The sequence below is a fragment of the Streptomyces sp. NPDC020898 genome (assembly GCF_044333925.1).
Lineage (GTDB): Bacteria > Actinomycetota > Actinomycetes > Streptomycetales > Streptomycetaceae > Streptomyces.
Window position 1 is genome coordinate 621,143 of record NZ_JBIRRV010000001.1, and the last position, 16,158, is coordinate 637,300.

Here is a 16,158-nt window from a genome sequence, read left to right on the forward strand (position 1 = left end):
GATGTTCAAAGGAGTCCACGAGCCGCCCGAATCGTTGCCCCGATCCCAAAAAAGAATTTTCCGTGACGGGAGATCAGATACCCATACACAGGTCAAGGTTTAGTTAGTACGCCAAAGCATCGGAATAGTTGCCCGGGCGCACCTGTTCATCTCACACGTACCCCTGACCGGACCTGCCTGGAGGCCCCACCCCATGACGCACACGACGCCCGACCGAACCGGCAGAACGGGTGGAACGGGGGGAACGGGTGGGTCAGGTGGATCCAGCAGGGCCATCGTCCCGGTGCTCGCGTTCGCGGGCATCGTTGTCGCGGTCATGCAGACCCTGCTCGTGCCCGTCATCAAGGACCTGCCCCAGCTGCTGAGCACCTCGCCCAGCAACGCCACCTGGGTGCTGACCTCGACGCTCCTCTCCGGAGCCGTGGCCACGCCGATCATGGGCCGCCTCGGTGACCTGTACGGCAAGCGGCGCCTGTTGATCACGAGCCTCTCCGTGATGGTGGTCGGCGCCCTCGTCAGCGCGCTCACCAGCGACCTGCTGACCATGATCGCGGGCCGTACGCTCCAGGGCTTCGCCATGGGTGCCATCCCCCTCGGCATCGGTCTGATGCGCGACCTGCTGCCCCGCGAGAAGCTCCCCTCGGCGATGGCCCTGATGAGCTCCTCCATCGGCGTCGGCGGCGGCCTCGCCCTCCCCGTCGCCGCGCTGATCGCCCAGAACTCCGACTGGCACGCCCTCTTCTACGGCGCCGCCGGCATCGGCGCCCTCGCCATCGCCCTCACCCTGCTCTTCGTACCCGAGTCCAAGATGCGCGCCGAGGGCACCTTCGACGTGCTCGGCGCCATCGGACTCTCCGTCGGCCTCGTCCTCTTCCTCCTCCCGATCACCAAGGGCAGCGACTGGGGCTGGACCTCCGCCACCACGCTCGGCCTGTTCGGCGCGTCCGCCGTCGTACTCCTCCTGTGGGGTGTGCTGGAGCTGCGCCTGAAGGCCCCGCTGGTGGACCTGCGGACCACCGCCCGGCCCGCCGTCCTCTTCACCAACCTCGCCTCGATCATGGTCGGCGTCTCCTTCTTCGTCGTCTCGCTCGTCCTGCCCCAGCTCCTCCAGCTGCCCACGTCCACCGGCTACGGCCTCGGCCAGTCGATGGTCATGGCCGGCCTGATCGTGGCGCCGCTCGGCCTGACGATGATGTTCACGGCGCCCGTCTACGCCCGCCTCTCCGCCAAGTACGGCCCCAAGGTCACTCTCATCCTCGGCCTGCTGATCATCGCGATCGGCTACGGCGCCGGCCTCGGCCTGATGAGCGCCGCGTGGCAGTCCCTGGTGATCGCAGTGGTTCTGGGTGCCGGTATAGGTCTCGCCTACTCCTCCCTCCCCGCCCTGATCGTCGGCGCGGTCCCGGCCTCCGAGACCGGCGCGGCCAACGGCCTCAACACCCTCATGCGCTCCATCGGTACGTCCGTGTCCAGCGCCGTCGTCGGCATGGTGCTCGCCAACACCGCGAACAATGTGGGCGGCGTCGCCGTCCCCACGATGCACGGGTTCCGGATCTCGTTCCTGATCGCTGCGGGTGCGGTGGCGGTGGGGCTGGTGCTGGCCCTGTTCCTGCCGGGGCGGCGACCCGCGAGCGAGTCGACGCTGCGGGCGAGCAGTGAGGAGGGCGCCGCGCTTGGTTCCGGGTTCCGTGGGCGGGTTCTGGGTGCGGACGGCATCCCGGTCGCCCGTGCGCAGGTCACGCTGATCGACCGGCGGGGTCGGCAGGCGGGGGCGACGCTGTCCGCCGCCGACGGGAGCTATGCGCTCGCCGTTCCGGCCGAGGGGGCGTATGTGCTGGCCGCGCGGGCCTCCGGGCACGGGCCGCTTGCCTCTTCGGCGACGCATGCGGGTGAGGAGGGGATGGTCTCCCTGGACCTGTCCCTGCCGGGCGAGACGGTCATCGCCCAAGGGCGGCTGACGTAGTACGAACGCTGCGGGCCGTCCGTGGCTAGTCGCGCAGTTCCCCGCGCCCCTGGATATGCACCCCCTGTCTTCAACCCACCGGAGGTGCGGCAGCATGGGCCTTCCGCACGCTCGTACGACCGGGAGGACCCCCATGCCCGCGGCACCCTCGCCCAAGACTCTGGCCGCGTTCGAGGCTGCCAAGGGGTTCATGCCGGCGGGGGAAGGGCTGGCGCTCTACGCGGCTGCCGTTGAGGCGGGGGTGCTCGGGTTGCCGTTGCTCGAGGTGGGGACGTACTGCGGGCGGTCCACGATTCTGCTCGCGGATGCGGCCCGGGCGGCCGGGGTCATGGCTGTCACGGTCGATCATCACCGGGGCAGCGAGGAGCAGCAGCCGGGCTGGGACTACCACGACCCAGACACGGTCGACCCGGAGCTCAAGATCATGGACACGCTTCCCCTCTTCCGCCGAGCCCTGCACCAGGCGGAGTTGGAGGACCACGTGATCGCGGTTGTAGGGCGTTCGCCGCAGGTGGCGCGGATCTGGAACTCCCCCCTCGGTCTCGTCTTCATCGACGGTGGGCACACCGACGAGCACGCCACCGCCGACTACGAGGGCTGGGCCCCGCACATCGCCGAGGGCGGCCTGCTTCTCATCCACGACGTCTTCCCCGACCCCGAGGACGAGTTCACCGGCCAGGCCCCGTACCGCGTCTACCTCCGTGCCCTGGCCTCCGGCGCCTTCACGGAGATCTCCGCGACGGACTCTCTGCGTGTGCTGCGGCGGACGGGAGTTGGGGTCTGAGGGCCGGTTAGACGGGCAGCGGCTTGAGATGCGGCTGTTCGACCTCGAAGTACTCGCCGATCGTTCGGGGACGGGAGCGGATACGCCAGCCCTCCTCTTCAAGGCCCCACCGGTCGACCATCTCGTTCAGCTCGGCGAGGGCAGCGACTTCAGGGACCGGCACGAAGGGGTTGCGGCGGACTTCTGTTGACTCAACTACGATCAGTGATTCCGCAGTTCAGGGGACGGATGCGCTTTCCAAGGCCTACGTTTCCGATGGGAGCCGTATCGTCTGGTCGACCCGAGCGGTGTCGGTGTCCAGGCCGTGACGGACTACCTCCGTGACCTACAAGCGGCTGGCCGCGCCAAGTCGACGGTGCGCTCCTACAGGACGGACCTGCTGCGCTGGTTCCGCTTCCGTCTCTGCACTTCGCAAGTCGCCGCGCCCGGCAGCAGGAAACCAGTGGTCCGAGGCTCTGGCAGTTTCGTAGCGTGTCAGTCATGCCGATGCCTGTCCTGTACTGCCGTGATCCGTTGAATCCACGACGCGTCGACGAACACTTCGCGCAGGAAGCACAGGAGGTGCGCGCCTGTGGCGGGGTGGTCGGGCTGGTCGACCATGATGCGCTGCTGCAAGGTGACGCACAGCAGGCCGTTGCACACGTACCGGCTGGGCTGGGGAGTGCCTGGTACCGGGGTTGGATGGTTCCGGGGGATCGATACGCCGCGTTGGCTGAGGCGCTGAGCCGACGCGGCACCGCGTTGCTTGTCGCTCCAGAGCAATATCGGGCCGCTCACGAACTGCCGGGCTGGTATCCGACGTTCGTCGACATCACACCCGCGAGCGTGTGGCGTCCCACCAAGCCCGGTGAGATCTTGGCCGCCGAAGACCTGGCTGCTCTCGCCGAGCCGCTGCTGCCGGGCTCGGGAATCGTGAAGGACTACGTCAAATCCCGCAAGCACGAGTGGGAACAGGCGTGCTTCATTCCCGATCTCGCCGACGCGGTGGGGCTGACACGGGTCGTGCAGCGCTTCGTGGAACTGCAGGAAGGGTTCCTTGCCGGTGGGGTCGTTCTGCGCAGCTTCGAGACGTTCTCAAAGCTGGAGTCCGTTGCGGCTGAAATGCGCGTGTGGTGGCTGGATGGCGAACCGAGGTTGCTCACGCCCCACCCGGATAGCCCGTTCGAGCGTGGGTTGGTGCCCGACCTTGACCATATCGGGCCTGCGGTGCAGCGCCTGGGATGCCGGTTCGTCACAACCGACGTGGCCCTCCGCTCGGACGGGGCGTGGCGAGTCGTCGAAGTCGGTGACGGCCAAGTAAGTGACCTGCACCCGTCGAGCAGTCGAGGCGAGTTGGCCGCTCTGCTGGTCGGTCCGTAGCACTTGCGGAGGCGGCCCCGCGCTGTCTTCACCCAGACCGGTCTGGAGAATTCCGAGGGGTGCAACGGGCAAGTCTCATCTGCTCATCGCGCTGGGGACCGAGGCGGCGATGAAGTTGATGAACTCGGCTGCATGGAACTCGACCGCCGGGGCGCCGAACTCCTACCGCCTCGCCCAGGCCAAAGCCCAGGCCGGCCGATCCATCGGGTGACCACGTCCACCCGGACTACCGGAGTGCTCCGCGCTCATCGATGAACACGGTGGGTGCGGACAAGAACACATCGGCGTTCACCGGGCCGTATGCGATGTTGAACGTGTCCAGCCAGTACGTCCAGCCCCGAATCCCCAGTGCACTGCTGAATCGATAGTTGAGCTGCCAGCGGACCCATTGGCCAGGGACGAGCCGGACACCCGGTGGCCGCCGCTTCCGAGGCGGCAGGGCAAACAGCGGCTGCACTCGGGGAAATACCCGCAGCCGATCATCTGCTTCACGGAGCTGGACATCGACCTTACTCAGGGCTTCCCGGCTGTCATACGGCTCAAAGCCGTCACGCTCATGCATCCGGATCACATGAGCGAGAGTCGCCGCCTCACGCGGGAGTGCGAAGCCGACCGGGGCCGCGTTCCTCCGAGCCGCAGCGTCCCCGCTCCGCGATTCCTTCGTCCAGGTCGTCCGGATCCACTGGACGGTGATCTCCACAGCCGTTGCCCCTGCCGACTTGTCTACAGCGTCAGATCTTGACTTTGGTGTTGATCAAACTCGTGTCCCAGTTCTGCGGTGCTGCGGCGGCAATGCGCTCGACCAATCTCCCGCAGAAAACCGGCACGCTGACCAATGCATGGTTGGGCACAGACGTATCGACAGCGTGGGCTGTCGTGTCCGAGGTGAGCAGTACGGTGCGGCCGCCCACTGCACTGGGCTTCGGCACACCGTATCCATGCAGGAGAGAGCATCGGAGCTTGTAGATGATCTCTGCGTCCTCCACCGTGACGCCATGCGAGGTAAGCAGCCGCTTCCATCGCAGCCCGACAGCCCCGGACGAACCCGACAACGTGTCCAGCACGATCATCCCAAGGCTCAGGCCGATCCACGACTCGTTGCCCTCGCCGACGCCGGATCCGAGATCACGGCTGTTCGCCTGCCGCATGTCCCGCAGCGCGAGGACGAGGCTCGGATACAAGCTGGATTCGCTCAGCCCACACTGGAGCATGGGTGGCGCGGGCTCAGTACCGTGATCGAGTCGGGTCGTCATGCGAGCACGGTAGCCACGGCAGAACGGCGCGTCCCATGACTCTCCATGAGCCTGTGTCGTCGCCTCCACCGGCCGTGATCACCGTTGGCGGCGCCTACCAGGTGAGTGGCTGGCGCCCGGCACCCAGCGAGGGGTCGCGGTTGCGTGCAACGGATCTCCTGACGGGCTGTGGCCGCAATCTCGTGCAATCCTTCACCGCGCCCGTGCCCTCCCCAGCATGCTGGGCTTCCAACCAGCGCAGATGGAGGGCGACATGACGCTCAGGTTCATCGGCACCACATCGGAACACGGCAACTGCCCCACCCTCTACGAGGTCGTCGAGACCGGCGAGATCCTCGTCCAGGGCGAGCGCGAGACCGACCCCGAGCACCTTGCCCAGCTGCGGGACGTGAAGGACTCGGAGACGTTCGTACGCGTGCCCCGCGAGCTGCTGCTCCGCTTCGCTCCCCACGCCGAGCAGCCCGACACCGCCGAGCAGACGAAGGAGTAGACCGCGTGCCGGACCTGATCCCGTTCGACGAGATCACCCACCTCTTCCAGGACTTCGAGCACACCGCCTGGCGGCTAGAGACCCAGCGCGGCTACGCGACAGACCGCGTCAGCACCAACTGGGCACGCTTCCAGCGAGGGGAGACCTTCGACTACGACCCGGCCACCCCCTGGCACGCAAATGTGCGCGAGCAGACCGAGGCCGGGAAGCGCTACGGACGGGTTCGCCTCGTCGACGACCCGCCGACCGAAGGCCAGCGGTTCCTCCTCGCAACCGGCCTCGCCAACGTGGCCGCAGGCGAGGACATCCGCAACCTCTACCGGGCGGACGCCGTACGGATCGGCCTGCCCGACTTCGACTTCTGGCTGTTCGACTCCCGCACCCTCGTGAAGTTCGTCATCGACAACGAGGGCGTGACGCTCGGAGTGCAGGTCCTCGAAGACGCCGAGGACGTCGTACGCGCCTGCCAGGCCCGGGACGCTGCCCTCCACTTCGCGGTGCCTACCAGCCAGTTCCAGGCGCAGGTACCGTCTGCCAGGTGAGTACGGATTACCAGGCTGCACGTGAGGCCCTCGGTGCGCGGCTGCGCGAGCTGCGCACCGAGGCCGGCCTGAATGGCAAGGACTTCGCCGAGCGCTTGGGCTGGCAGCGGTCGAAGGTGTCGCGGCTGGAGAACGGGAAGCAGACAGCAACGACCAAGGACTTGGACGCCTGGACGGAGGCAGCAAACACTCCAGCCGAGGCCGCGGACCTCAAGAGCCGTTTGCGAGGGCTGGAGTCGCAGGCCCGGTCATGGCGTCGGCAACTCGCTACCGGACACCGTGGCGTGCAGGAGCGGTACGTCGCCGAATACCGCCGTACTGCCACCGTGCGTGGGTATGAGGCCACCGTCGTCCCGGGGTTGTTCCAGACCCCGGACTATGCGCGCCATCTGCTCCTCCACAATGCCGAGCTGATGCAGTCGCCGCGCGACACCGACGATGCCGTACGCGCCCGCATGAAGCGCCAGGAGGTGCTGTACGAGGCGCATAGAGCGTTCCGTGTCCTGATCTGGGAGGGCGCCCTCCACGCTCTCGTATGCCCTCACGACGTGATGGCCGGACAGCTTGACCTGCTCGTAGGGCTGATCGGCATGAGCACCGTGACGCTCGGCATCGTGCCGTTCGGAGTGCAGCTGAAGCTCACTCCGAAGCACGGGTTCTGGATCTTCGACGAGGAGCACGTCATCGTCGAGACGATCAACACGGAGTTCACCCTCGAATCCGCCGAGGACGTCGCCCTGTACGGGCGCGTATGGGACCGCCTGGACGAGGGCGCCGTCTACGGGCCTCAGGCGCACAGGCTCATCGGCCGTGCGCGGGCCGCTCTGGACCTCGCGTGAGCAATCTGTCTCAACCCCTGTAGAGGGTTCGCAATCGCGCGCAATCGCCGCGCGAGTGCACAGCCGGACTCCCTACGGTCTTGGTCATGGCCCCACGAATGCGCTTCACCGAGGTGTACGAGGCCGGGGACGCGTGGCTCGCCGACTGCGCCGCGCACCCGGAACTCGTACGCCAAGCCTGGGACCTGGAGGCTCTGGCCCCCATTGCCAGTGGCCGGCAGTGGCTCGCCGCTCAAACACCCCTCCTGACCGCCATGCAGGTTCTCTCCCGACTCCGTGCGGAGGACCGGGGGCCGCTCCTCGCCGACCCCGGCGTCGACAAGGCGTGGTGGCTGGTGCCGCTCGATGCCGCCGACGAACTGGACGACCTGCGGCAGGTGTTCGTACGGGCTATGGGATGGCCGCTGCTGTGCCCGCCGACGGGCTGGCAGGCCTGCGGGCGGCTGTGGCTGTCCCGCCCGGACGGGTCGGGCCGTCTGAACAATCCCGCGCTACTCGGCGCCGCGTTCGGCCCCGGTAGCGCTCGACTCTCCACGGAGGCATCCAGATGACCGTGACAACGCCGCCCGCCGAGGCCGAAGACGTCGAGGTCCTAGCTTTCGAGGAGCAGCTGCTGACGGCAGCAGCCGCACCCCGCGAGCAGGCCGCCATACGAGCCTTGGTGGACGAGGAGCAGATCCTTGCCCGTGACGCCTTCCACAGGGCTCTCGTCCGGCACAACCCCGACGGGATGGAGGTCTCCTGGCAGAACCTCGCCTGCTACCTCTACGGCTTGGGCCTGAACGACGCCGAGCGATCGTTCGTCGACCTCGTCCTATCCATCGCGTCGCCGCATCAGACCAGCCTCACGCGTGTGATGGACCTAGACGAGCGACGCCTCGCGATCGTCCTGCGCGCGATGATCAACCTGGCGGGCGTCGACACGCTCGCGGTCGGCACGCGCCTCTGAGCTGCGGTCGGCCCCATCACCCCCGTCGGGGCCGGCCGTTCAAGACGCGGGGCAGCAATCGCATGTCTGCTGTGAGGGCCTTGCCGCGGACGGGTGCGACAGGGGCCTGGGGGCCGATCGCCCAGACGCAGGCGGAGCGTACGGAATCGTCGGGGACAGGGTCGCGCCTGGGTGTCTGGACACTTGATCGGAAGGGTCTGGATCAAGGCCCCGGGCCGGTGTTTGCGTCGCCGGTTTCGATCCGCCCCGCCTCACACGCATCTCACACAACGTGTGGATGAGAGTGGGCAGACCACCTCTGGCAGCGAATCACGGGAGGGCTCACGGACCCTATGGCGCACGTAGACGCCCCGTAAGGTGGCTGTCGTGTCGTACGTAGGCCCCGGCTTCGAGCCGCCCCAGCCCCGTCGTTCCCCGCTGCGCCGTCCCGTGGCCGTCGCCCTCGCCCTGGTGGTGGTGGGTGGGCCGGCCGGGTGGTTCGTCTGGCAGGCCGTCGCCGATGACGGCGATGGGCGTGTCATGTACAGCGGGGGATACGAGCCCCTGAGCCCGACCCTGTCTCCCGATGACCCCGCCGACCTGGCCACCACCCCGGCCTCGTCGGCCGGCCCCCTCGCCGGCAAGGTCGTCGTCGTCGATCCCGGGCACAACCCCGGCAACTTCCAGCACTCCGCCGACATCAACCGCAAGGTGAACATCGGCACGAACTGGAAGGAGTGCGACACGACCGGCACCGCCACCAACGACGGTTATACAGAGGCCGAGTTCACCCTCGATGTCGCGCGGCGGCTGCGGACGGTCCTCGAACAGCAGGGCGCCACCGTCAAGTTCACCCAGGACGGCGACGAGTCGGCCCGGCCCTTCGGCCCGTGCGTGGACGAGCGGGCCCGGATCGGGAACGCCGCGCACGCCGACGCCGTCGTCTCCATCCACGCCGACGGAAGCGGCGCGGGCAACCGGGGTTTCCATGTGATCCTGCCGGGCGCCGTGCACGACGGGGCCGCGGACACCCGGCCCATCGTCGGCCCCTCCCGGCTTCTCGGTGAGCGCGTCAAGGACGGTTTCGTCCGCGAGACCGGCTCCGCGCCGTCCAACTACATCGGTGGCGGTACCGGTCTCGACACCCGTACGGACCTCGGCGGTCTCAATCTGTCAACGGTTCCGAAGGTGTTCATCGAGTGCGGCAACATGCGCGATGGCAAGGACGCGGCCCTGCTGACCAGCGGGGTGTGGCGGCAGAAGGCCGCGCTGGGGATCTCTGAGGGGATCGTGAGTTTTCTGCGCGAGTCGTGATCAACGCGTGCATCCCGGCGGACAGCCCGGTCGGGCGGACGATAATGTCGGGGCCCTACGCATGATGACGACGACGAGCCGACCGACGAAGGACCTGAAGTGAATATCCGCTCCCTCACTCGAGGCGACGGCGTGGTGATCGGAGCAGCGGTGTTGCTGTTCATCGCGTCGTTCCTCGACATCTACTCCTCCGACGGCGCCACGGGCCTCACCATGCCGAATGCCTGGGGCAGCGGGCCGGTCCTGCTGGGTGTCGTCCTCGCGGGCATCATCGGCGGCGCACTGGTCGTGGTGTCGCACGGTCTGCCGCAGCTGCCCAAGGTCGCGGGTCTCGATCTCGGCCAGTTCGGTGTCGCGTTCACCGTCTTCGCCGCCTGGAGCGCGCTCGGCAACGTCTTCGACCCGGCGGGCGGCGCCAACAACTTCGGCGGCGGCAGCAGCGCCGGCCCGGACGCCGGCACCGGTCTGATCCTCGCCCTCGTCGCCACGGTCGTCATGGCGGGCGCCGCCATCGCCACCCCGCTGGTCCCGGCCCTGAAGGGCGCCCTGGTCCCCGCCCCCAAGCAGCCCACCCCGCAGCCGTACGGCGGCCAGCCCTACCCCGGCGGCCAGGAGCCCCAGGGCGGTTACGGCTACCCCGGCGCCGGCGCGCAGCCGCAGCCGTACGGCGGTCAGCCGCAGGCCGGTCAGCCCTTCGGCGCCGGTGCAGGTGCAGGTGCCGGTGCGGGCGCCGGTCAGCCGCAGCCGCAGGCGCAGCCCCCGGCCGCCGACTTCTCCCCGTTCTGGTTCGCCGTGCCGGTGCCGCGTCCGCTGTTCGCGGAGGACGGTTCGGCGGCGCCGATCGCCGAACTCGCCCCCGGTACCTGGTACCTGGCCGTCGAGCAGCGCGGCCCGAACCTCGTCGCCCAGACGCAGGACGGCCGCCGGGGTGTCCTCCAGGACACCTCGGGCATCCAGCGCGGATAACACCTCGCGCGAGATTCACGGCCGCGGCCCCTTGCCCTTCCGGGCGAGGGGCCGTTGTCGTACAGTCGCCGCCACCGCCGCAAACTGACGTACCGTCAGAAGACTCCCTGGGAGGCTGCCATGCGACTCGGTCTCGCGCTCGGCTACTGGGGTCGCGGCCCCTCCCCGGACCATGTGCCGCTCGCCCAGGAGGCGGAACGGCTCGGTTACGACTCCGTGTGGACCGCCGAGTCCTGGGGCTCGGACGCGTTCACCCCGCTGACCTGGATCGCGGCGCAGACGTCAAGGATCAAGCTGGGTACGGCTGTTGCCCAGATGGCGGCCCGATCGCCAACGACCACCGCCATGCAGGCACTCACCCTCGACCACCTCTCCGGCGGACGCGTCCTCCTGGGTCTCGGGCTCTCCGGCCCGCAGGTCGTCGAGGGCTGGTACGGACGCCCGTTCCCGAAGTCGCCACTCACCGCCACCCGGGAGTACGTCGATGTCGTACGCCAAGTCCTCAGGCGCGAGGCCCCCGTTGAGCTGGCCGGGCGCTTCCACCCCCTTCCCTACGACGGCCCGGACGGCACCGGCATCGGCAGGGCGCTCAAGTCCATCACGCATCCCCTGCGTGCCGAACTGCCTGTCCTGCTCGGTGCGGAGGGGCCGAAGAACATCGCCCAGACCGCCCGTATCGCCGACGGCTGGCTGCCCCTGTACTGGTCCCCGCTGCGCACCGAGCTGTACGAGGAGCCACTGAGCGGTGCCGGGGAAGGGTTCATGGTCGCGCCCATGGCTCAGGCCCGGGTCTGCACCGACGTCTCCGAGGGACTGCTGCCCGTCAAGACGATGCTCGGCTTCTACATCGGCGGGATGGGGCACGCGGCCCGTAACTTCCACGCCGATCTGATGGCGCGCATGGGGTACGAGGAGGAGGCGCGGCGGATCCAGGAGCTGTTCCTGGCCGGGCGGCGGGAGGAGGCCGTGCTCGCCGTGCCGGATGCCTTCGCCGACGAGATCTCCCTTGTCGGGCCGCGTGAACGCATCGCGGAGCGGCTGGAGTTGTGGCGGAAGGGACCGGTGACCGACCTGCTCGTGCTGTCCCCGGACCCGCACACCCTGCGGGTGCTGGCCGAGCTCAACTCCTGAGCTTCTGTTCTCCTGAGCTTCTGCAGCTTCTGTTCCGGTTTCATCCGGGATTCAGCGGCAACCCGTAGGGCATGTCCCCAGAAACTCGCCGCAGTGCCAGCCAGGCCGGTGCGATCTTCGCGATCGTCGCCGACATCATGGCCCTCATTCTGGGCCTCTGGATCCTGATGTATCTGCTGGACGCGAACCGTGCGAACGCGTTCGTCGAGTTCATCCACGACGCGGCGCGCTGGCTCGCGGGCTGGTCGCACGACCTCTTCACGTTCGACGAGCAGTGGGCACGGGTCGTCTGCGGGTACGGACTGGCCGCCCTCGTCTACCTGTTCGTGGGGCACGCCATCGCCAACCGGGTCGGCCGCCACTGACCGGATCACCGGCGGCCGGCCGGCTCACGTACAGCAGTCGGGGTCCAGGCCCGTCGGCAGCAGCTGACCGCCGAACACCGTGCAGGTCGCCTCGTGGCCGCCGAGCGCGGCGACCGCCAGGAGCAGGGAACCGGCCGTCCACGTGGTGAGTTCACGCGGCCAGACCTGCCGGGCGTCGAACACGTACCCCGTCCAGTACAGGCCGCTGTCCGCGTCGCGCAGGTGCTGGATCGACTGGAGGATCTCCAGGGCCCGGTCGGACTCGCCCACCGCCCAGAGCGCCAGGGCGAGTTCGGCGGACTCGCCGCCGGTCACCCACGGGTTGGGCACGACGCAGCGCACTCCGAGTCCGGGTACGACGAAGCGCTCCCAGCCCTCCTCGATACGGGACTTGGCCTCCGTACCCGTCAACGCGCCGCCCAGGACCGGGTAGTACCAGTCCATCGAGTAGCGGGCCTTGTCGAGGAACCGCTCCGGGTGCCGGCGGATCGCGTGCCGCAGCGCGCCGACCGCCAACTCCCAGTCGGGCTGCGGCTCTTCACGCTCCTCGGCGATGGCGAGGGCGCAGCGCAGCGCGTGGTGGATCGACGAACTCCCGGTCAGCAGGCCGTCCTTGACGTCCGTGCCGTCGTCCTCGCGCTTCCAGCCGATCTCGCCGCCGGGCTGCTGGAGCTGAAGGACGTACTCGACGGCCGCGAAGACCGTCGGCCACAGTCGGTCCAGGAAGGTGTCGTCGCCGGTGGCGAGGTAGTGGTGCCAGACGCCGACCGCTATGTAGGCGACGAAGTTGGTCTCCCGGCCCCGGTCGGTGACGGCGTTCGCGTCCCCGTCGGCGTACGCGGCGTACCAGGAGCCGTCCTCGATCTGGTGCGCGGCCAGCCACAGGTACGCCCGCTCGGCAGCCTCGTGCTCACCGGCCGCGTCCAGGGCCATCGCGGCCTCGATGTGGTCCCACGGGTCGAGATGGTGCCCCCGGAACCACGGAATGGCCCCGTCCTCCCGCTGCTCCGCGAGGATTCCGCGGACGGTGAGGGCGGCCTCCTCGTCGGTGAGGACCCCGGGCAGGACGAGGTGTTCTGTCCGGGGCGTCGTCACTTGGTGCCCGTCCCGGTGCTGTCCGTCGCGGTGGCGTCCGGCGCGGTGGCGGTCCCGGACATGGCGGGGAGGTGCGGCTTGGTCGCGTACGCCACGAAGCTCTTGCCCATCAGGGGGTTCAGCGCCTGCTCGGCGGCCCGGGTGACCAGCGGTTTCTTCATGATGTCCCAGACCAGCAGCTTGTGGTAGGCGCGGACCGGCAGCGCCTTGTCGTTGTCCACACCGAACGCGCACTTCAGCCACCAGTACGGCGAGTGCAGCGCGTGGGCGTGGTGCGTGCCGTACGGCTTCAGTCCGGCTTCCCGGATCTTCGCGAGCAGCTCGTCCGCCTTGTAGATGCGGATGTGGCCGCCCTCGACCTCGTGATAGGCGTCGGAGAGGGACCAGCAGACCTTCTCGGGCCCGTAGCGCGGGACGGTGATCGCGATCCGGCCGCCCGGCCTGAGCACCCGGACCATCTCCGCGAGGACGCCCTTGTCGTCCGGGATGTGCTCCATGACCTCAGAGATGATCACGACGTCGAAGGACTCGTCGGGGAACGGAAGAGCCAGGGCGTTGCCCTCCATGGCCGTCGCGGTGGCCCCCGCGGGCGCCTCCCCCGCCTCCTTCATCGCCGCGAACCACTTCGCGACCTCGCGGATCTCCTCGCCGTTCTGGTCGAGCGCCACGACCTGGGCGCCACGCCGGTAGCACTCGAACGCGTGCCGGCCGGCTCCGCAGCCGAGGTCCAGGACGCGGTCGCCCGGGGCCAGCGGGAACCGGGAGAAGTCGACGGTCAGCACGGAGTCCTGCTTTCGCGGTCGGTGTTTTCGAGCGGGGGGTCGGAGACAGCCGCGGCCACCTGGTCGGCACCCAGATCGGCGGGCGCCACGGCCCGGCCGCCGGCCGGAGACACGGAGGGACCGGCGGTCGGCCGTGCGGAGGGATCGGGAACCGGGGTTTCGGAGAGACCGGCGGTCGGGCCTGCGGAGCGGCCGGGAGCCGGGATTGCGGAGCGGCCAGCAGCCGGGCCTGCAGAGGGACCGGCAGCCTGAGCCGCGGAGGGCCCGGCAATCGGAGCCGCAGACTGGCCGACGGCCGGGCCTGCCGAGCGGCCGGCGGTCAGGCCTGCGGAGGGATCGGGAGCCGGGCCTGCGGGGACACCGGCCGGCGGGCCTGCGGAGTGGCCGGGAGCCGGAGCCGCGGAGCAACCAGGAATCGGAGCCGCGGAGGGCCCGGCAGCCGGAGCCGCAGACTGGCCGACGGCCAGGCCTGCCGAGTGGCCGGGAACCGGGATTGCGGAGTGGCCGGGAACCGGAGCTGCGGATGGGCTGGCAGCCGCAGTTACAGACCGGCCGCCGGTCGGGCCTGCGGCGTGACCGGCGGCCGGAGCTGTAGACCGGCTGGCAGCCGGAGCTCCAGAGGGCCCGGCAGCCGGAGTTTCAGAGCGGGCCAGGGTCGCCGTCGCCGAACCGGCCGGCGTCGCTGTCGCAGAACGGGCTGGCGTCACTGTCGCCGAACCGGCCGGGGTCGCTGTCGCCGAACCGGCCTGCGTCACTGTCGCCGAACGGCCACGCGTGGTGGCCTCGGAGCGGGCGATGGCCTCGCGGTAGTGGGCGATTGTGCCCTCGGCCGCGCGGGCCCAGGTGAAGTGGTTCAGTACGCGTTCGCGGCCGGCGCGGCCGAGGCGCGCGCGTAGTTCCGGGTCGGACAGCAGCCTGCTCAGCCCAGCGGCCAGCGCTCCCGCGTCGCCGGGCGGGACCGCCAGGCAGGTCTCGCCGTCGGGGCCGGCGACCTCGGGGATCGCGCCGCCGGTGGTGGCGACCAGGGGTGTACCGGTGGCCATCGCCTCCGCCGCCGGGAGGGAGAAGCCCTCGTACAGGGACGGCACGCACGCGACCTCCGCCGAGCGCACCAGGTCGACGAGTTCCGGGTCCGAGATGCCCTTCACGAACTCGATGGCGTCCTCCAGGCCGTATCGCTCGATGAGCTGGGCGACCGGCCCGTCCTCGGCACGCTTGCCGACGACGACGAGGTGGGCGGCGGGGTGTTCCGTGCGTACCTTCGCCAGCGCCTCGACGAGGAACACCAGGCCCTTGAGGGGGACGTCCGCGCTGGACGTGGTCACGATGCGGCCCGGTATCTGGCGGACCGCCGGGTCGGGCGAGAAGAGGTCGGTGTCCGCGCCGATGTGTACGACGTGGATGCGCTCGTCCCGTACACCGAGATGCTCGACGATCTCCTGGCGTGACGTACCCGAGACGGTGAGCACCGAGGGCAGGCGGCGCGCCACGCGCTTCTGCATCCGGGTGAAGCCGTACCAGCGCCGTACGGACATCCGGCGGCTGATGCCGTCGGCCGCGTCCAGCTCCAACTGCCGGTCCACGGTGATGGGGTGGTGGATCGTGGTGACGAGCGGGGCACCTATGTCGCCCAACAGGCCGTACCCGAGCGTCTGGTTGTCGTGCACGACGTCGAACTCGCCGCTCCGGGCGCGCAGTTGACGGCGGGCGCGGAGGGAGAAGGTGAGCGGTTCGGGGAAGCCGCCGGTCCACATCGTGGCGACTTCGAGCGCGTCGATCCAGTCGCGGTACTCGTCACGCCCCGGATTGCGGAAGGGGTCCGGGTGGCGGTACAGGTCGAGGCTGGGCAGCTCGGTGAGGACCGGATCAGGGCCGTGACCGTGACTGTGGTCGTGCTCATGGCCCGCTTCGTGGCCGTCTCGTGCCTCGCGACCGTCGAGTACGTCCAGCACCGGGTACGGCTGGGAGCCGATGACCTCGACGCGGTGGCCGAGCCGGGCGAGTTCGCGCGACAGATGGCGTACGTAGACGCCCTGGCCGCCGCAGAACGGGTTCCCCTTATAGGTCAGAAGCGCGATGTTGAGCGGTCGCTCGCCGTCCGCGGCTTGGTCCCCAAGAGAACCCGCCTCGCTGGCCTCAGCGGTCACTCCCGGCCCCCTTCTGCCCGCGTTTTCCCGCGAGACTACGTCGGGACGCTAATCTAGAACAAGTTACAGACTTGATCGTTCAGGAGGCTCCGAATCTACCGGCAGGTACCTCGGCTGTGAGCGGTGGATCAGGTGATTCGCGCCACGGCGAACGCACCACGCGGACGTGCCATGCTGGCGAAGACTGACTGATCGCTGAC

At 69.2% G+C, this 16,158-nt stretch carries 17 protein-coding genes and 1 pseudogene; 12 read left to right on the forward strand and 6 right to left on the reverse strand.

What is annotated here, in order from left to right:
- Window positions 1–193 precede the first annotated feature (193 nt).
- Entirely contained in the window at window positions 194–1,963 is a 1,770-nt protein-coding gene (locus ACH4TV_RS02725) for an MFS transporter (protein WP_398393498.1), read from the forward strand.
- A 133-nt stretch (window positions 1,964–2,096) separates the two neighbouring features.
- Window positions 2,097–2,747 carry a class I SAM-dependent methyltransferase gene (locus ACH4TV_RS02730; protein WP_398393500.1) on the forward strand — a complete coding sequence of 217 codons (651 nt, stop codon included), beginning with the start codon at window positions 2,097–2,099 and terminating at the stop codon, window positions 2,745–2,747.
- A gap of 7 nt (window positions 2,748–2,754) precedes the next feature.
- On the opposite strand, the gene ACH4TV_RS02735 is transcribed toward ACH4TV_RS02730, so the two are convergent.
- Window positions 2,755–2,910 (reverse strand): hypothetical protein, encoded by a 156-nt coding sequence (locus ACH4TV_RS02735; protein ID WP_398393502.1) that lies wholly within the window; start codon window positions 2,908–2,910, stop codon window positions 2,755–2,757.
- A 317-nt stretch (window positions 2,911–3,227) separates the two neighbouring features.
- Between ACH4TV_RS02735 and ACH4TV_RS02740 the strand changes: the two genes are divergently transcribed.
- A complete protein-coding gene (locus ACH4TV_RS02740) occupies window positions 3,228–4,106 on the forward strand; it encodes an ATP-grasp domain-containing protein (RefSeq protein ID WP_398393504.1) in 879 nt (292 codons plus the stop codon).
- A gap of 226 nt (window positions 4,107–4,332) precedes the next feature.
- Here ACH4TV_RS02740 and ACH4TV_RS02745 read toward each other — a convergent pair whose 3' ends face one another.
- Both ACH4TV_RS02745 and ACH4TV_RS02750 read right to left on the reverse strand, forming a co-directional pair.
- Window positions 4,333–4,806 carry a hypothetical protein gene (locus ACH4TV_RS02745; RefSeq protein ID WP_398393506.1) on the reverse strand — a complete coding sequence of 158 codons (474 nt, stop codon included), beginning with the start codon at window positions 4,804–4,806 and terminating at the stop codon, window positions 4,333–4,335.
- A 31-nt stretch (window positions 4,807–4,837) separates the two neighbouring features.
- The gene (locus tag ACH4TV_RS02750; RefSeq protein WP_398393508.1) at window positions 4,838–5,359 is read right to left on the reverse strand and encodes a hypothetical protein; all 522 of its coding nucleotides are present in this window, start codon (window positions 5,357–5,359) and stop codon (window positions 4,838–4,840) included.
- 253 nt (window positions 5,360–5,612) lie between these two features.
- Between ACH4TV_RS02750 and ACH4TV_RS02755 the strand changes: the two genes are divergently transcribed.
- The 9 genes from ACH4TV_RS02755 to ACH4TV_RS02795 all read left to right on the forward strand — a co-directional run bounded on the left by ACH4TV_RS02755 (window position 5,613) and on the right by ACH4TV_RS02795 (window position 11,934).
- Complete coding sequence (locus tag ACH4TV_RS02755; protein ID WP_398393509.1) at window positions 5,613–5,849, forward strand: hypothetical protein; 237 nt, start codon at window positions 5,613–5,615, stop codon at window positions 5,847–5,849.
- Between the two features lie 5 nt (window positions 5,850–5,854).
- Window positions 5,855–6,391 (forward strand): DUF6879 family protein, encoded by a 537-nt coding sequence (locus tag ACH4TV_RS02760; RefSeq protein ID WP_398393511.1) that lies wholly within the window; start codon window positions 5,855–5,857, stop codon window positions 6,389–6,391.
- Window positions 6,388–7,230: a helix-turn-helix domain-containing protein gene (locus ACH4TV_RS02765; RefSeq protein ID WP_398393513.1), complete on the forward strand. Its 843-nt coding sequence runs from the start codon at window positions 6,388–6,390 to the stop codon at window positions 7,228–7,230. Before ACH4TV_RS02760 ends, ACH4TV_RS02765 begins: the two co-directional genes overlap by 4 nt.
- Window positions 7,231–7,316: 86 nt before the next feature.
- A complete protein-coding gene (locus ACH4TV_RS02770) occupies window positions 7,317–7,781 on the forward strand; it encodes a hypothetical protein (protein WP_398393515.1) in 465 nt (154 codons plus the stop codon).
- The gene (locus ACH4TV_RS02775; RefSeq protein WP_398393517.1) at window positions 7,778–8,179 is read left to right on the forward strand and encodes a hypothetical protein; all 402 of its coding nucleotides are present in this window, start codon (window positions 7,778–7,780) and stop codon (window positions 8,177–8,179) included. The genes ACH4TV_RS02770 and ACH4TV_RS02775 overlap by 4 nt, the downstream gene beginning before the upstream one ends.
- 366 nt (window positions 8,180–8,545) lie before the next feature.
- On the forward strand, window positions 8,546–9,472 hold the full coding sequence (locus ACH4TV_RS02780; RefSeq protein WP_398393519.1) for an N-acetylmuramoyl-L-alanine amidase: 927 nt from the start codon (window positions 8,546–8,548) through the stop codon (window positions 9,470–9,472).
- Between the two features lie 99 nt (window positions 9,473–9,571).
- The gene (locus ACH4TV_RS02785; protein WP_398393521.1) at window positions 9,572–10,438 is read left to right on the forward strand and encodes a hypothetical protein; all 867 of its coding nucleotides are present in this window, start codon (window positions 9,572–9,574) and stop codon (window positions 10,436–10,438) included.
- A 120-nt stretch (window positions 10,439–10,558) separates the two neighbouring features.
- Complete coding sequence (locus ACH4TV_RS02790; protein WP_398393523.1) at window positions 10,559–11,569, forward strand: LLM class F420-dependent oxidoreductase; 1,011 nt, start codon at window positions 10,559–10,561, stop codon at window positions 11,567–11,569.
- Between the two features lie 71 nt (window positions 11,570–11,640).
- On the forward strand, window positions 11,641–11,934 hold the full coding sequence (locus ACH4TV_RS02795) for a hypothetical protein (RefSeq protein ID WP_398393525.1): 294 nt from the start codon (window positions 11,641–11,643) through the stop codon (window positions 11,932–11,934).
- 24 nt (window positions 11,935–11,958) lie between these two features.
- On the opposite strand, the gene ACH4TV_RS02800 is transcribed toward ACH4TV_RS02795, so the two are convergent.
- The 3 genes and pseudogenes from ACH4TV_RS02800 to ACH4TV_RS02810 form a co-directional block, all read right to left on the reverse strand.
- Window positions 11,959–13,029: a prenyltransferase gene (locus tag ACH4TV_RS02800; RefSeq protein ID WP_398393527.1), complete on the reverse strand. Its 1,071-nt coding sequence runs from the start codon at window positions 13,027–13,029 to the stop codon at window positions 11,959–11,961.
- On the reverse strand, window positions 13,026–13,811 hold the full coding sequence (locus ACH4TV_RS02805) for a class I SAM-dependent methyltransferase (RefSeq protein WP_398393529.1): 786 nt from the start codon (window positions 13,809–13,811) through the stop codon (window positions 13,026–13,028). Before ACH4TV_RS02805 ends, ACH4TV_RS02800 begins: the two co-directional genes overlap by 4 nt.
- A gap of 683 nt (window positions 13,812–14,494) precedes the next feature.
- A pseudogene (locus tag ACH4TV_RS02810) lies at window positions 14,495–15,958 on the reverse strand (glycosyltransferase family 4 protein); the annotation flags it as partial.
- Window positions 15,959–16,158: the final 200 nt, after the last annotated feature.

Bases quoted from the DNA above. Each gene is read 5' to 3' on its own strand.
- ACH4TV_RS02725 (WP_398393498.1), top strand. From the start codon at position 194: ATGACGCACACGACGCCCGACCGAACCGGCAGAACGGGTGGAACGGGG.
- ACH4TV_RS02730 (WP_398393500.1), top strand. From the start codon at position 2,097: ATGCCCGCGGCACCCTCGCCCAAGACTCTGGCCGCGTTCGAGGCTGCC.
- ACH4TV_RS02740 (WP_398393504.1), top strand. From the start codon at position 3,228: ATGCCGATGCCTGTCCTGTACTGCCGTGATCCGTTGAATCCACGACGC.
- ACH4TV_RS02750 (WP_398393508.1), bottom strand. From the start codon at position 5,359: ATGACGACCCGACTCGATCACGGTACTGAGCCCGCGCCACCCATGCTC.
- ACH4TV_RS02755 (WP_398393509.1), top strand. From the start codon at position 5,613: ATGACGCTCAGGTTCATCGGCACCACATCGGAACACGGCAACTGCCCC.
- ACH4TV_RS02770 (WP_398393515.1), top strand. From the start codon at position 7,317: ATGGCCCCACGAATGCGCTTCACCGAGGTGTACGAGGCCGGGGACGCG.
- ACH4TV_RS02775 (WP_398393517.1), top strand. From the start codon at position 7,778: ATGACCGTGACAACGCCGCCCGCCGAGGCCGAAGACGTCGAGGTCCTA.
- ACH4TV_RS02790 (WP_398393523.1), top strand. From the start codon at position 10,559: ATGCGACTCGGTCTCGCGCTCGGCTACTGGGGTCGCGGCCCCTCCCCG.
- ACH4TV_RS02795 (WP_398393525.1), top strand. From the start codon at position 11,641: ATGTCCCCAGAAACTCGCCGCAGTGCCAGCCAGGCCGGTGCGATCTTC.